This is a genomic window from Saccharothrix sp. 6-C (assembly GCF_016695385.1).
GTDB lineage: Bacteria > Actinomycetota > Actinomycetes > Mycobacteriales > Pseudonocardiaceae > Actinosynnema > Actinosynnema texasense.
Genome location: NZ_CP064192.1, coordinates 4,318,006 through 4,331,685 on the forward strand (window position 1 = coordinate 4,318,006; position 13,680 = coordinate 4,331,685).

12 protein-coding genes are annotated in these 13,680 nt (G+C 73.6%); 10 read left to right on the top strand and 2 right to left on the bottom strand.

Annotated elements, in window-relative coordinates; all coding sequences use genetic code 11:
- Nucleotides 1–33 precede the first annotated feature (33 nt).
- The 4 genes from IOD16_RS18060 (at nt 34) to IOD16_RS18075 (ending at nt 2,641) form a co-directional block, all read left to right on the top strand.
- A complete protein-coding gene (locus tag IOD16_RS18060) occupies nt 34–678 on the top strand; it encodes a TetR/AcrR family transcriptional regulator (protein ID WP_201440968.1) in 645 nt (214 codons plus the stop codon).
- A gap of 203 nt (nt 679–881) precedes the next feature.
- Nucleotides 882–1,175: an ArsR/SmtB family transcription factor gene (locus tag IOD16_RS18065; RefSeq protein WP_201440969.1), complete on the top strand. Its 294-nt coding sequence runs from the start codon at nt 882–884 to the stop codon at nt 1,173–1,175.
- Entirely contained in the window at nt 1,172–1,558 is a 387-nt protein-coding gene (locus IOD16_RS18070; protein ID WP_201440970.1) for a VOC family protein, read from the top strand. The genes IOD16_RS18065 and IOD16_RS18070 overlap by 4 nt, the downstream gene beginning before the upstream one ends.
- Nucleotides 1,559–1,717: 159 nt before the next feature.
- Complete coding sequence (locus tag IOD16_RS18075) at nt 1,718–2,641, top strand: GDSL-type esterase/lipase family protein (protein ID WP_201440971.1); 924 nt, start codon at nt 1,718–1,720, stop codon at nt 2,639–2,641.
- A 16-nt stretch (nt 2,642–2,657) separates the two neighbouring features.
- Here the strand turns inward: IOD16_RS18075 and IOD16_RS18080 are convergent, their stop codons facing one another.
- Complete coding sequence (locus IOD16_RS18080) at nt 2,658–3,449, bottom strand: hypothetical protein (protein ID WP_201440972.1); 792 nt, start codon at nt 3,447–3,449, stop codon at nt 2,658–2,660.
- Between the two features lie 265 nt (nt 3,450–3,714).
- Here IOD16_RS18080 and IOD16_RS18085 point away from each other — a divergent pair, with 265 nt between their 5' ends.
- The 6 genes from IOD16_RS18085 to IOD16_RS18110 all read left to right on the top strand — a co-directional run bounded on the left by IOD16_RS18085 (nt 3,715) and on the right by IOD16_RS18110 (nt 9,358).
- A complete protein-coding gene (locus IOD16_RS18085) occupies nt 3,715–4,365 on the top strand; it encodes a response regulator transcription factor (RefSeq protein ID WP_201440973.1) in 651 nt (216 codons plus the stop codon).
- 91 nt (nt 4,366–4,456) lie between these two features.
- Nucleotides 4,457–4,837 (top strand): ATP-binding protein, encoded by a 381-nt coding sequence (locus tag IOD16_RS18090; RefSeq protein WP_201440974.1) that lies wholly within the window; start codon nt 4,457–4,459, stop codon nt 4,835–4,837.
- A 52-nt stretch (nt 4,838–4,889) separates the two neighbouring features.
- Nucleotides 4,890–6,368 (top strand): PAS domain-containing sensor histidine kinase, encoded by a 1,479-nt coding sequence (locus IOD16_RS18095; protein ID WP_201440975.1) that lies wholly within the window; start codon nt 4,890–4,892, stop codon nt 6,366–6,368.
- Nucleotides 6,365–6,784, top strand: coding sequence for a response regulator (locus IOD16_RS18100; protein ID WP_236595072.1), 420 nt, complete (start codon nt 6,365–6,367; stop codon nt 6,782–6,784). Before IOD16_RS18095 ends, IOD16_RS18100 begins: the two co-directional genes overlap by 4 nt.
- A gap of 56 nt (nt 6,785–6,840) precedes the next feature.
- A complete protein-coding gene (locus IOD16_RS18105) occupies nt 6,841–7,224 on the top strand; it encodes an STAS domain-containing protein (protein ID WP_201440976.1) in 384 nt (127 codons plus the stop codon).
- Between the two features lie 274 nt (nt 7,225–7,498).
- A complete protein-coding gene (locus IOD16_RS18110; protein WP_201440977.1) occupies nt 7,499–9,358 on the top strand; it encodes a PPC domain-containing protein in 1,860 nt (619 codons plus the stop codon).
- Nucleotides 9,359–9,408: 50 nt separating this feature from the next.
- Here IOD16_RS18110 and IOD16_RS18115 read toward each other — a convergent pair whose 3' ends face one another.
- Nucleotides 9,409–13,386 carry a serine protease gene (locus tag IOD16_RS18115; protein ID WP_201440978.1) on the bottom strand — a complete coding sequence of 1,326 codons (3,978 nt, stop codon included), beginning with the start codon at nt 13,384–13,386 and terminating at the stop codon, nt 9,409–9,411.
- Between the last annotated feature and the right edge of the window lie 294 nt (nt 13,387–13,680).

Sequence of the window (13,680 nt, forward strand, 5' to 3'; positions counted from 1 at the left end):
CGAGTCAAGCCACTCACCTCGTATGCTCGCCCCATGAGCGGGATCGTGACGACGTATCACCAGCGCGTCGCCCAGGAGAAGCGCGCGCTGATCGTGGAGGCCGCGACCGCGCTGTTCCTCGAGTTGGGCTATGACCGGACGTCGCTGGCGCGGATCGCCGAGCGCTCGGGCGTGTCGCGAGCCACCTTGTTCAAGCAGTTCCCGAGCAAAGCCGCCCTGTTCGACGCCATCGTGACCGAGTCCTGGTCGGCCGCCGACGAGGAGGGCCCTCCGCCGGCGGGCAACGTCGTCGACGGGTTGAGCACCCTCGGTCGCCGTTACGCCGAGCTGCTGGGCCGTGCCCGGATGACCGACCTGTTCAGGATCGTCATCGCCGAGCTGCCGCGGTTCCCCGAGCTGGCCCAGGCGCAGTTCTCACGCGGGAAGATGCCCTACTTCGAGTCCGTGCGCCGCTACCTCCGGGCCGAGCACGAGGCGGGCACGGTGCGGGTCGAGGACGTGGACCTCGCGGCCACCCAGTTCCTGGGCATGATCTCCAACTACGTCTTCTGGCCGACACTCCTGGTGCCGGACTGGGAGGTGAGCGCCGAGCGCGTCGCCCAGGTGGTCGACGAGGCCGTCCGCACCACCGCCGCCCGGTACGCCACGACCGGACCTGAGGCTCCCACCGACGACTGAGCCCCACCGATCGCGACGAAGTCCCGCCGCCACCGGAAGAACCGATGGCGGCGTAATCGAGGCGTGGACGCCCTGAGCTGCCCGTAAGGCAGGGTCGACAGGGACGCCGTGGCCGTCACCCGCGCCTCGGCCTCGGCGTCGACCTCGGGACGTCAGGCAAGTCGCCGCTTGCAGGCAAGTCGTCACTTGCCTATGATGGTGCCGTGGCGGAGGAACTCTTCAAGGCGTTGGCCGACCGAACCCGCCGGCGCATCCTCGACGAACTGGTCGAACGGGACGGCCAGACCCTGTTCGAGCTCTGCGCGCGACTGCTGGCGAAGTACGAGGTGGGCCTGACCCGGCAGGCGGTGAGCCAGCACCTGGCCGTGCTGGAGGCCGCCGGGCTGGTCAGGTCACGGCGCGAGGGCCGCTACAAGTTCCACGAGTTGAACACCGAACCGCTCGAGCTCATCGTGACGCGATGGCTCAGGCCCGAAGCACCGGAGAACACCCCATGAAGATCCACCTGTCCAGCGTCTTCGTCGACGACCAGGCCAAGGCCCTGAGCTTCTACACCGACGTGCTGGGCTTCGTGAAGAAGAACGACGTCCCGCTGGGCGAGGACCGGTGGCTGACCGTGGCCTCATCCGACGATCCCGACGGCACCGAGCTGCTGCTGGAGCCCAGCGGCCACCCCGCGGTGCAGCCGTTCAAGGACGCGCTGGTCGCGGACGGCATCCCGGCCACCGCCTTCCTCGTGGACGACGTCCGCGCCGAGTTCGACCGGCTGCGCGGCCTCGGCGTCCGGTTCACCCAGGAGCCGCTGGAGATGGGCCCGGTCGTCACCGCGGTGCTGGACGACACCTGCGGCAACCTGATCCAGATCGCCCAGTACAAGTAGGCCGACGACGCCGACCCGCGCGATCCCGGCCGGTTTCCCCTTCGACCGGCCGGTTTCCCGCGATCGCGTTCCGCTCGACCGATGTCCGGACGCGGTCCGCGCCCCTCCCCCGGTCCACAGTGGACGGCCGGTGGACCGTTACGCCGGCGGGTAGCCTGGGTGGTCGTTGCCGGGCTGGAAGGGGTGGACGTGCCGGGACTTCGGCGATCGGCGCTGATCGGCGCGCTGCTGGCGGCGCTCGGAGCGTGCACCACGACTCCCCCGACGACCGTGGCGTCCTCGACTGCCACCACCAGCGACCCGCCCGTCGAACGCGTCTACGTGTCGTTGGGCGACTCCTACGCGACGGGCTACCGGCCGGCGGACGCGGGCGAGGGCACCGCTCGGGACGGGTTCGCCTACCTCGTCGCCGAACGGTCCGACCTGCGGTTGATCAACCTCGCGTGCAGCGGCGCGACGTCCGCCCAGCTGCGCGCCGAGCCCGGCTGCGCGCCCGCCGCCCGCGGCCCCGACGCGCCGGACCCCGCCGGCCGCACCCAGCTCGACGCGGCCGTGCAGACCCTGCGCGAGCACCGGGGGCGGGTCGGCCTGGTGACCGTGGTGATCGGCGGCAACGACCTGGCCCCGTGCGCGCGGGCCGACGACCCGTTGACGTGCGCGTCGCAGGCCGTGGCCGCGGTCCGGTCCAACCTGGCCGCCACCCTGCCCGCCCTGCGCGACGCCGCCGGCGACGCCCCGATCGTGGGCCTGACCTACCCGGACGTGTTCCTCGGCGCGTGGGTCTCCCCCGCGTTCCCGAACGGCCGGGACCTCGCCCGCCTGTCGGTGTCGTTGTTCCGCGACTTCTTCAACGCCGCCCTCGAAGCCGAGTACGACAAGGTGGGCGCGCGGTTCGTCGACGTCACCGCCACGACCGGCGGCTACGGCCCGTTGACGGAGACGACGCAGGACCCCACCTACGGCCCGATCCCCACCCCGGTGGCGAAGGTCTGCGAGCTGACCTACTTCTGCGAGCACACCGACGTGCACCCCACCCCCGCCGGGCACGAGGCGATCGCCACCGCCGTCCTCGCCGCCCGATGACCGTCACGTCCGGACCTCACGCCTGATCCCGACGTCCGCCGAGCGCGGCGCGAAGCCGGCGCCCGGCCACCCGCACCGGCTCGACGACCGACCCGCGCACCCACCGCGCCGGAGCCACCACGACGGCACGCCACCCGTGCCCGATCGCCCGCCCGACCGGCGCCAGCACCACCCGGCGCACCCACCGGGCCGGCGGCACCACCACCGCGCGGCCCACCCGTCCCAGCAGCCGCCAAGCCCAGACCAGCGCCCGGGCGAAGAGCCGCACCACCCACCACAGAGCCCGCAGCGGCCACACCACGAGCGCACGCCAACCCCACGCCAACGGCTTGAGCACCACCACCCGCAGCACCCACCCGAGCACCCGCGCGGCCCGGCGCACGAGGTCGTCGACCACGACACCCGCCGACCGCAGCCACCGGCCCACCGGCGCGAACACCCGGCCGGCGGGCCGCAGCACGAACCGCGCCAGCACCCTGAAGAGCCACCGCAACCCCGCGCCGACCGCCGCCAACCCACGCCCGACCACGTCGGCGACGGCCCGCAGCACCGCCCAGAGGGGCCTGAACGCGTACCGCGCCAGCACCTCGCCGAACCAGCGCAGCCCGGCGCCGAGCACCCGCGCCACCCACCGCAGGCCGATGCCGAGGGGCCGGAGAACCCACCGCCGCACCGCCCGGCCGACGACCACGATCCCTTCCCACGCCAACCGCACCGGCACCACGACGACCACGGCGACAGCGCGCGCCACCCACACCGCCCAACGCGGCGGCTGCGGCTCTTCTTCGACCTCGTCCCCCCGGTTCACCCCACTTGAACGCAGCGCCACGACGTTCGGTGCCGTGCCCGGCCCTCACAACACGAGCCGTCGTCACCGGTGCGCCGTGCGTCACGGTCCTGGACGTACCGCGGCCCGGTGTTCGACCCCGCCTGAACCGGGCACCGCCCGCCACCCGGCCTCCTGGGGCGAGGCCGGCATCCCCCGTGGTGGCGATCTTCCAGCGTGCCGGTCGGACAGGGCGGTCCGAAGGTCTAGGGTGGGTGGCCGGACCAGCGACGAGGATCTGCACAGCATGGCGCACTCACCCCACCCGTCCCGACCGGTCCGCGTGGTCCTGGTGGAGGACCACCACATGGTGGCCGAGGCGATCCGGCTGGCGTGGGCGGACGCGGGCGACGTCGAGGTGGTGGCCACGGTCGGCTCGGTGGCCGCGGCGGCCGCGGAGGTCCGCCGGCACCGGCCCGACGTGGTGCTGCTGGACCGCCGGCTGCCCGACGGCGACGGCCTGGACGCGATCGGCCACTTCGAGGAGTGGGGCGCGCGGGTGCTGGTGCTGACCGGTGAGGCGACCGTGTCCGTCGCCGCCCGGGCCGCCGAGTCCGGCGCCGCGGGCCTCGTGCTCAAGTCCGCCCGCCTGGAGGAGCTGACCGAGGCCGTGCTGCGGGTGGCGGCCGGCGAGGTCGTGTTCGACGGCGGGTTGCTCGCGGGCGTGCTGGACAAGCTCACCGGCCGCGCCAGGACCGACGGGGTGCCGCTCACGGTCCGTGAACGCGAGGCGCTGCTGCTCATGGCCGACGGGGCGAGCACGGAGGAGATCGGCGAACGCATGGGCGTCGCCCGCAACACCGTGCGCAACCACGTGCAACGGGTGCTGGAGAAGCTGGGCGCCCGGTCGAAGCTGGAAGCGGTGGCCATCGCCCGCCGCGACGGCCTGCTCGACTAGCCCGACTAGTGCAGCCGCACCAGTCACGGCGGTGTCGGTGCGTCTGGGCAGTGAGCGCCCGATGCCGGAGAGTGCGACCGTGGACCTCACGGTGTCTGGCCCGGTTGCGGAGTTCAGCGCGCCGGTCGACCGCGGGGCGGCCGGGTTGGCCCGCGACTTCGTCCGCAAGACCCTCACCGATCTCGGTTACCTCGGCGACCACAGCGACGTCGTGCTCGTCGTCTCCGAACTGGTGTCCAACGCCCTGCGGCACACGGCCACCATCCCGGTCGTCCGGCTGGCGGGGGACGCGCTCCGGCTGCGGGTCGAGGTCGAGGACGGCAGCCCGGTCCTGCCGCGCACCCGGCTGTCCGCCACCGTCGGCGGGTGGGGCCTGCAACTCGTCCAGCAGCTGACCACGGCCTGGGGCACGACCCCCGATCCCGGCGGCAAGGTCGTCTGGTGCGAAATGGCCGTCGTAGCCACCTCCTGACCCCGGCGCGCCGACCGTGGCACCCCCACCGACCATGGTGCACAGTGACGCCATGGCTGACCACCCCGCCGAGCCCGACGTCGAACCGCCGGCCGAGGACGCGTACCGCCTGCTCGTGGAGAGCGTGGTCGACTACGCGATCTTCATGCTCGACCCGACCGGCCGGGTGATCAGCTGGAACGCGGGCGCCGAGCGCATCAAGGGGTACTCGGCGCAGGACATCATCGGCCGGCACTTCTCGCTGTTCTACCCGCCCGACGACCTCGCCGCGCGCAAGCCCTGGCACGAGCTGGAGGTCGCGGCGGAGGTCGGCCGGTTCGAGGACGAGGGCTGGCGGCTGCGCAAGGACGGCAGCCGCTTCTGGGCGAACGTCGTCATCACCCCCCTGTTCGAGAAGTCGGGGCGGCTGCGCGGGTTCGCCAAGGTCACCCGCGACGTGACCGAGCGGATGCGGGCCGAGGAGGCGTTGCGGGCGAGCGAGGAGCGGTTCCGGCTGCTCGTGCAGGGCGTGCTGGACTACGCGATCTTCATGCTCGACCCGACCGGCCGGGTGATCAGCTGGAACGCGGGCGCCGAGCGGATCAAGGGGTACTCGGCCCGGGAGATCGTCGGCGAGCACTTCTCGCTGTTCTACCCGCCGGAGGACCTGGTGGCGCGCAAGCCGTGGCGCGAGCTCGAAGTCGCGGTCGACGTCGGCCGGTTCGAGGACGAGGGCTGGCGGCTGCGCAAGGACGGCACCCGCTTCTGGGCCAACGTCGTGATCACCGCGCTCACCGACGAGACGGGCCGGCTGCGCGGGTTCGCCAAGGTCACCCGCGACATGACCGAGCGCCGACGCGTCGAGCGGACGTTGACCGAGCAGCGCAAGCTCGTCGGCCACCTGGTGGAGGCGCAGGAGCTGGAACGGCGCCGCATCGCCTGGGACGTGCACGACGACTCGATCCAGTCCATGGTCGCCGTCGGCATGCGGTTGCAGCTGCTGGCCAACCGGCTGCCCGAGCCGGAGGCCGCCGGGGTGCGGAAGCTGGACGAGGCGGTGCGGTCGTCCATCGGGCGGTTGCGCGACCTGGTGTTCCGGTTGCGCCCGCCCGAGCTCGACCGGCACAGCCTGGCGCAGGCCCTGGACCACTACCTCACCGACGTCGCCGGCTCGTGGGGCGTCACCTACCGGCTGCGGCACGCGCTGGACGACGAGCCGTCCGCCGAGTCGGCGATCACGATCTTCCGCATCTGCCAGGAAGCGCTCGTCAACATCCGCAAGCACGCGCGGGCGTCGGCGGTCGAGGTGTCGTTGACCTCGGTCGACGGCGGCACGCTGGTGGAGGTCGCGGACAACGGCGTCGGGGTCGGGGCGGGCGTCGACACCGCGGCGGGCGCGCCGGCCGACCGCCCGGCGTTCGACCACTTCGGCATGATCGAGATGCGGGAGCGGGCGGAGACCGCGGGCGGCTGGTGGTCGATGGGCGAAGGCGAAGGCGGTGGCACGGTGGTGCGGTTCTGGATCCCGGATTCGTCCGGTGGTGAGCCGTGACGGGACGCAAGCTCCGCGTGGTGATCTCGGACGACGACCCGATGATCCGCGACGCGCTGCGCGAGGTGCTGGAGGCCGAGCCGGACCTGGAGGTCGTCGCGGTGGCGCGGGACGCGGACGAGGCGATCGAGCTGGTCGAACGCCACAGCCCCGCTGTCGTCGTGCTCGACGTGCGCATGCCCGGCGGCGGCGGTGGCCGGGCGGCGCGGGAGATCAAGCTCCGGTCGCCGGACACCGGCATCCTGGCGCTGTCGGCCTTCACCGACCGCGAGACGTTCCGCGAGTTCGAGTCGGTCGGCGTCCGGGAACACCTGGTGAAGGGGGTCTCGAACAGCGACATCGTGGCGGCCGTCCGCAGGGTGGGACGACCGGGGCGCGGCGGTCACCCGAGCGCGTCGTCGCACCCCGGGGCGTAGCGTCGAACTGGTACAACTGTGGTTCGACACCGCGCGCATCACACCCGGGAGACGTCGTGGCCGAGCCGATGGGGCGACCGTCACCGATCCTCGACATCCGTGTCACCCGAACCGGTGACGTGCTGGTCGTCGCCGTGTCGGGCGAACTGGACATGGACACCACCTCCGAGGTCCGCGCCACCGTCGTGTCGGGCCTGGTCGAGCGCCCGTCCGCCCTGGTCCTCGACCTGTCCGGGGTGATCTTCTTCAGCTCCGCCGGCTTGTCGCTGCTGCTGGAGGTCCGGCGCCTGGTCGACACCCTGGCCGTCGTCGCGACCAGGCGCGCCGTGCTGCGGCCGATCCAGCTGACCTCCCTCGGGCAGCTGCTGACCGTGTTCCCGTCGGTCGACGAGGCACTGGCCGCCGTCTCCTCCACCCAGCCCGTCCGCCACGCCGACTAACACCGGCCACCTGCCCGGTCCGGCGGACGTGACTGCCCCTCACCCCCACGCCACCACCACTGGTACCGACCTGGCCTCCCCCAGGCGGATCGATCACCGGGGCGAAGCGTCCGGACGCAGTGGGCGACGCACCCGCCTTGGGCCGAACGGAAGGCGCGTGCCGTCCTGACGGGCGTCGTCGCGTTCGCATGAACGGGCCAACCTCAGGCGAACTCCGGCACCCGGGCCGCGGTGACGGTTTCCTGGACGCTCCGAGGACCAGGGGGAAACCGACATGGAGAAACGTTCACTCGGCGTGCTGGCAGCAGGGGTGGCTGCCGCACTGCTGCTGGGCGGCCAGACCGCCGCCACCGCCGAACCGCAGGCCGTGCCGATGATCCAGCCCGACCCGCTGCTGATGTTCCCGGCGCACCAGGCCGGGACCGATTGGACCGCGGTGACCAGCGCGCGCGAGACGAAGGCGCGGGAACGGCGGCAACGGGTCGGCACGCAGGCCGCGCTGCCGTACCGGGAGAAGGAACCGGCGGGCACCACCGGCGCCAACGACACCCTGGCGACCGCCGAGCACATCGCGGGCTTCGGCACCCGCGCGCACTCGAAGGTCGCGCTGACCGGTGACATCAGGCCCGACGACTCGATCCCGACGCTGCCGCCGTTCCCCGAGACCGACGACGCGATCGGGCTCGCCGGCGACACCGGCATCCCGGGCACCCGGCACGGGGTCCGCACCAGCGGCGTCATCGGCGACGGCCCGCACGGCAGCGCGGGCGACGGCACCGGCGACTTCGACTACTACCGGATCCAGAGCGGTGCCACCAGCTTGACGTTCACCGCGCGCACGGCGACGCCGACCGGCGGCCTCGACACGGTGCTCGCGCTGTGGGACGCCGACGGCAACCTCTGGGACCTCAACGGCGACAGCGGCGGCACGACCGACTCCGCCCTCACCGTCACCATCCAGGCCGACCGGACCTTCTACCTCATGGTGGGTTCCGACCCGGCCCTGCTGCCCGACCCCAAGACGCCGGGCACCGGTCCGGGCGTCGGCACCGAAGGCCCGTACGACCTGCTGATCACCAGCGGCCGCAGTGCGGGCGACCTCGACTACTACTCCTTCGACCTGCGTGCGGGCGACGTGCTCGGCGCGTCCGTCGCGGGCGGCGGCACGCGGCTCGCGGTGCACGACCCGGCCGGTCGCGAGGTGTTCGGCTCCGCGCAGGACCTCACCTCCCTCTTCGCGGTGGACTCGCCGATGCCCGGCGGCGGCAACGCGGTCGTGGACTTCGTCGCGCCGGCGGCCGGCCGGTACCGGCTCGGGGTCGAGGCGGGCGAAGGCCCGTACGACGTCAAGCTCGAAGCGTTCCGCCCGGGCACGGAGACCGCGCCGCGCGGTTCGGTGCACACGATCTTCCTGGACTTCGACGGCGCCAGGGTGAACACGTCGATCTTCGGCAACGGCGGCGGCTTGCGCGACCTGTCCCCGTTGGCCGACTTCCTGCCCGGGTGGGGTCTCGCCGCGCGCGACGAACGCGCGTTGATCACCTCCGTCGTCGCGACCGTGCGGGAGAACCTGGAACGGGACATGGTCGCCAAGGGCCTCAACCCGCGGTTCGCGCTGCGCGTCCTCAACAGCCGCGACCACGCCGACCCGTGGGGGCAGCCGAACGTCAGCCGGGTCGTCGTCGGCGGCACCATCGCCGAGTCGGGCATCCCGACCGTCGGCATCGCGCAGTCCATCGACGCGGGCAACTTCGGCCGCGAGGAGACCGCGCTGGTGCTGCTCGACGAGATCAGCGCGCCGGCCGGGTCGCGGTTGTCGTTGAACACCTACGTCGGCCCGCAGAGTGACAAGATCGCGTTCATCGGGCGTGCGGTCGGCAACATCACCAGTCACGAGGCCGGGCACATGTCGGGCAGCTGGCACACCAGCGGACCCAACGACGTGCACGGCATCATGGACCCCGGCGGGAACCCGGCCGTCATGTTCGCGGTGGGCCCGGACGGCGTCGGCGGCACGGCCGACGACCCGGACCTCGACTTCACCGAGGACGAGCTGAGCCCCGCCGAGGGCTTCACCGGCATCGAGGACACGGTCGCCCGCACCGCTTGGGCGTTCGTCCGGGGCACCGGCTGACCCGGTCGGTGGGCGCGGTCCTCACCGTCCGCGCCCACCGCGGGGAGCCGTCACCCGCAGGGGTTGCCCCGATCCGCGCCCGGCGGCAGTTGGTCCACTTCGGACGGTGTGTAGTCGCGGCCGGCGGCGGCGCACAGGGCCTCGAACCACCGGGACGCGTCGAGGTCGAGCGACACGAAGCCCTGCTCGTTCGCGGCGATCAGCCGGGTGCCGCGCACCACCGGTCTGATCGTGTCGGCGGGCAGGCGGAACTCGCCGAGCAGGCGGGACGTCTCCGGGTCCCACGCCTGGATCCGCTCGTCCTGGCCGGACGCGAGCAGCTTGCCGTCCGGGGTGAACCCGAGGGGCGCGACGTGCGCGGTGAGCGGGATCGGCGCCGACGTGGCGCCGGAGCGCAGGTCGTGCACGTAGGCGCGGCCGGTCGAGTACTGGATCGCGATGCGCGAACCGGCCGTCGCCGCGGCGAGCATGGTCGAGTCCGGCTCGGGCGCGATCTCGTCCCCGCCGGTCCGGGCCGCCAGGTCCCACCAGCGCTGGCCGTGCGACGTGTTGACGAGCACCCGGTCGGGGTCGGGGGTGCCGAGCACGACGCCGCGTTCCGCCGCCGTCAGCAGCTCGCGCGCCGTGCCGCCCGCAGGCAAGGGCTCGCCGACCCGGGCGCCGCTGTCGAGGTTCCAGCGGGTGAGCAGGCCCGCGTACAGGGTGACGGCGGTGCGGTTCTCCACGACGGCCACCGTGCGCGGCCAGTAGCGGTCGTCCTCGTCGGCCAGCTCGGCGGGCCGGGGCAGCCGCAGGCGGCGCAGTTCGGCCAGGTCCCGGGTGTCCAGCACGAGCAGGTCCGGGCCGTCGAACAGCAGCAGGCGCGCGTTGTCCGGGGTGAACTGCAGGAACAACCGGCCCGGTGGCCGCAGGTCCGGCGCGGTGGCCACCCGGCGCCGGGTGCGGGTGTCGATCAGCGACACGCCGGGCGCCTGGGCGAACCTGCCCTCCGCCACGGCCATCAGCGAACCGTCCTCGCTGTAGACCGGGTTGACCAGGTCGATCGTGTCCGGTGGCGTCGAGTGCTGCTCGCCGATCTCCTCGACGGGCCGCGGTGGCCGCATCCGCACCATCGCCCTGCCCCGCACGTGGCGGATGTCCGGGGTGCCGTCCGGTGACCGCAGCGCGACCGTGCCTCCGGCGACCTCCTGGTCGGCGGTCAGGTCCGCGCTCGGCGTCGAGGACTGGTAGGCCCGGCCGTCACGCGGGTCGAGGTAGGTCACCACGCTGAAGCCGCCCGACTCGGTCACCGGGTCGACCACGACGTACTCGCCGGTCAGCTCGGTGGCGATGTCGTCGCAGTCCGGCATGGCTTGGTGGAACACCTCCGCGCCGCCGAAGGCGTCCCAGCCGGTGAGCACCTGGTCCGCGCAGGTCAGCACCATGCGGCCCTGGCGCAGGGTGCGGGACATGCCGGGCATCGAGCGGACCTCCGCGCCCGTCTCGAGCGACCGCACGACGTGCACCGCGTCGTCGTCGCGCCGTTCGAGCAACGCCACCGCGCCGGTCTCGTCGTCCAGCGCGGCCACGCCGAGGACCTCGGCAGGCGGCGGCGCGAACCCCGGCACCCGGGACCGCCGCGCCACGTCCCACACCTCGACCAGCCCTTTGTTGACCAGCACGACGTGCCCGCCGGAAGGCGAGATCTCCACGCCGGCGTCGTCCAGCGGGTCCGCCTCCGCGGAGGCGGGGCGCACCAGGACCGGTTCGCCGGGCTCGCGCAGGTCCCACACGCGGATCGCGGCCGTCGTGTCGACCACGGCGACGCGCGTGCCGTCGTCGCTCACGCGGATGCCTTCCACGCCGTCGACCTCGCCCAGTGGCCACGACCGCGGCGCGTCGCCCCAGGGGTCGTGCCACGCGGTCAGCTCGCCGGCCGCCGTGGCGGACACCGCGACGTGGCCGGTCGGTGTCGTGGCGACCTCGTCCATCGGCACGGCGAACCGGTCGACGTCCACCTCGGCCACGTCGTGGAACACGGCCTGCTGCCGCAGCAGCGCGCCGTAGCCGACCGCCGGGTCGTGCCGCCAGGACGCCAGCGCGAACTGCAACGCGCTCATCGCGGAGACGCCGGCCTGCCGCTCGGCGAGGTCGCGGAGCAGTTGCGCGCCCTGCCGCCGCACGGTGGTGTCCAGTTCCTGGTTGGCCGACACGGTGCGGGCGGTGAGCAACGCCGACACCAGCAGCAGCACGGCCATGGCGGACACCGCGGCCCGCCGCGTCCGGGTGGACCGGCGCTGCGCGGCCTGCCCGGCGGCGACGTAGTCGTGCTCGCGCCGGTCGACGTCGGCCGGGCGCCGGTCGAGCCACTGCCGCGCGGTGGCGAGCTGCCCGCCGCGCGGGACCAGGCTCCGGTCGCGGCCTTCGCGCTCCCACTGCTCGGCGCGTTCGCGCACCTGCGCGTGCCAGGCCAGGAACTCGCGGTCGGCCTCCAGCCACCCGCGCAGGGTCTGCCAGGTGCGCAGCAGGGCTTCGTGGGCGAGCGCGAGCACCGGGGGCTGGCCGGGGTCCTCGCGGACCACCAGCAGCCGCGCGCCCAGCAGCACGTCCACCACCCGGCGCAGGTCGTCGGGCACCTCGTCGACCCTGGTGGGGTGCACCGCGAAACCGTCGTCGGCGGGTCGGGCCAGGCGCACCAGCAGCCGTCGCACCGGTTCCCGCTCGGCCGGCTCGAGGGCGCGGTAGAAGCGCTCGGCGTGGCCCGCCAACGCGCCCGCGACACCGCCCAGCTCGTCGTAGGCGCGCAAGGTGAGCCGGCCGGCGTCCCGCGCCTGCCACAGCTCGGTGAGGGTGAACTCGACCAGCGGCAGCAGGCCCGTGCCCGCCCGCGCGTCGGCGAGCACCCGGTCGACCACCCCGTCCTGGTAGGCCACGCCGGGGGTCAGCTCGACGGGCCGTTCGACGGCCTGCCGCAGCCGGTCCCCGCTCAACGGCGCGAGGAACATCGTCGCGTCGTCCAGCGCGGGCACGCCGCCGGCCGCCAGGAGCCCGTCCAGGGAGCCGGCCCGCAGCGTGAGCACGACCCGCGGCCCGGCCGGCTCGGCGGTCAGCTCCGCCAGCAGGCGCAGCACGTCCCGCGCGGTGGCCGGGTCGGCGGTGACGACCTCCTCGAACTGGTCGACCACGAGCACCGCGCCGGGCACGGCGGCCGGTCGCAGCACGGCCAGCAGGTCCTCCGCCGACTGGCCGGGCACGGGCCGGACCAGGGCCACCGGTGTGCCCGCCGCCTCCAGCCGGGGCCTCAGCCCGGCGTCGACCAACGACGACTTGCCGCACCCGGACGGCCCGACGACCAGGACGATCCGCTGCCGCGCCACCCGTCGCGCGAGCCGGTCGACCTCCTCGTCGCGCCCGAAGAAGTACCGCGCGTCCTCGGCGCGGAAGGCCCGCAGGCCGCGGAACGGGCACGGCGGCGCCAGCTCGTCCGCGACCTCGACCAGCGACTCGGACGGGATCAGGTAGGCGGTGCCCGAGCCGCGTTCGGCGGCCACGGTCATGCCGATCACCGCCGCCAGGTCCTCGCTCCACACCGGCGAGCCGCTGAAGCCGCGCGCGATGCGCGGCCCGTCGTCGGCCTGCATCTGCACCCACCCGGTGCCCTGCCGCTCGCGCAGGCTGCCCCCGACCCACACGCCGTCCTCGCGGCCCGCCGGGAACCCGGGCACGCGGAACCGCCGGCCCCACGGGTTCTGCGCCGTGCCGAGGGCAAGCGGGGCGGACCCCTCCGGCGGCGGTCCCTCCAGCCGCAGCAGCGCGATGTCGCCGCGCCCGTCGGCCCGCACCGGCCGCCACGCCTCGACGCGCGCCTTGCGGGCCGGGACGCCGGGCAGCATCGGGAAGTCCACCCGCACCGGCCTCGCGTCGTCGCCCACCACGTGGGCGCAGGTGCACACCAGGTCGGGCGCGATCAGGAAACCGGCGCCCACCACTGAACCGCGGTCGTCGCGCACCCGCACGACGGCCGCCGGCAACTCCCGTGCTGACCCCACTGCCGCGTCCCCCACCGATCGACATCCCCGTAGACCATTCTTCCCAGCGCGGCCGTCCGAATGCCACGCACGATCGGGTGATCTTGAGGTGGTTCACCGGGCCTGCCGGCACCATCGCCGCACGCCCGTGAGAGTTCGACAGGTTTCCGAAACTCTTCGGCGGCCTTCGGAGGACTTCGAAACCGGAAACGCCGGCACCAGGGCCGATGCGTCCCGGACAAGTGAGCGGTCGACTGATTTGCGCAATAGTGCGATAAGGGTTTCGCAACTTTACGAGAATTGTTGACAACGCGC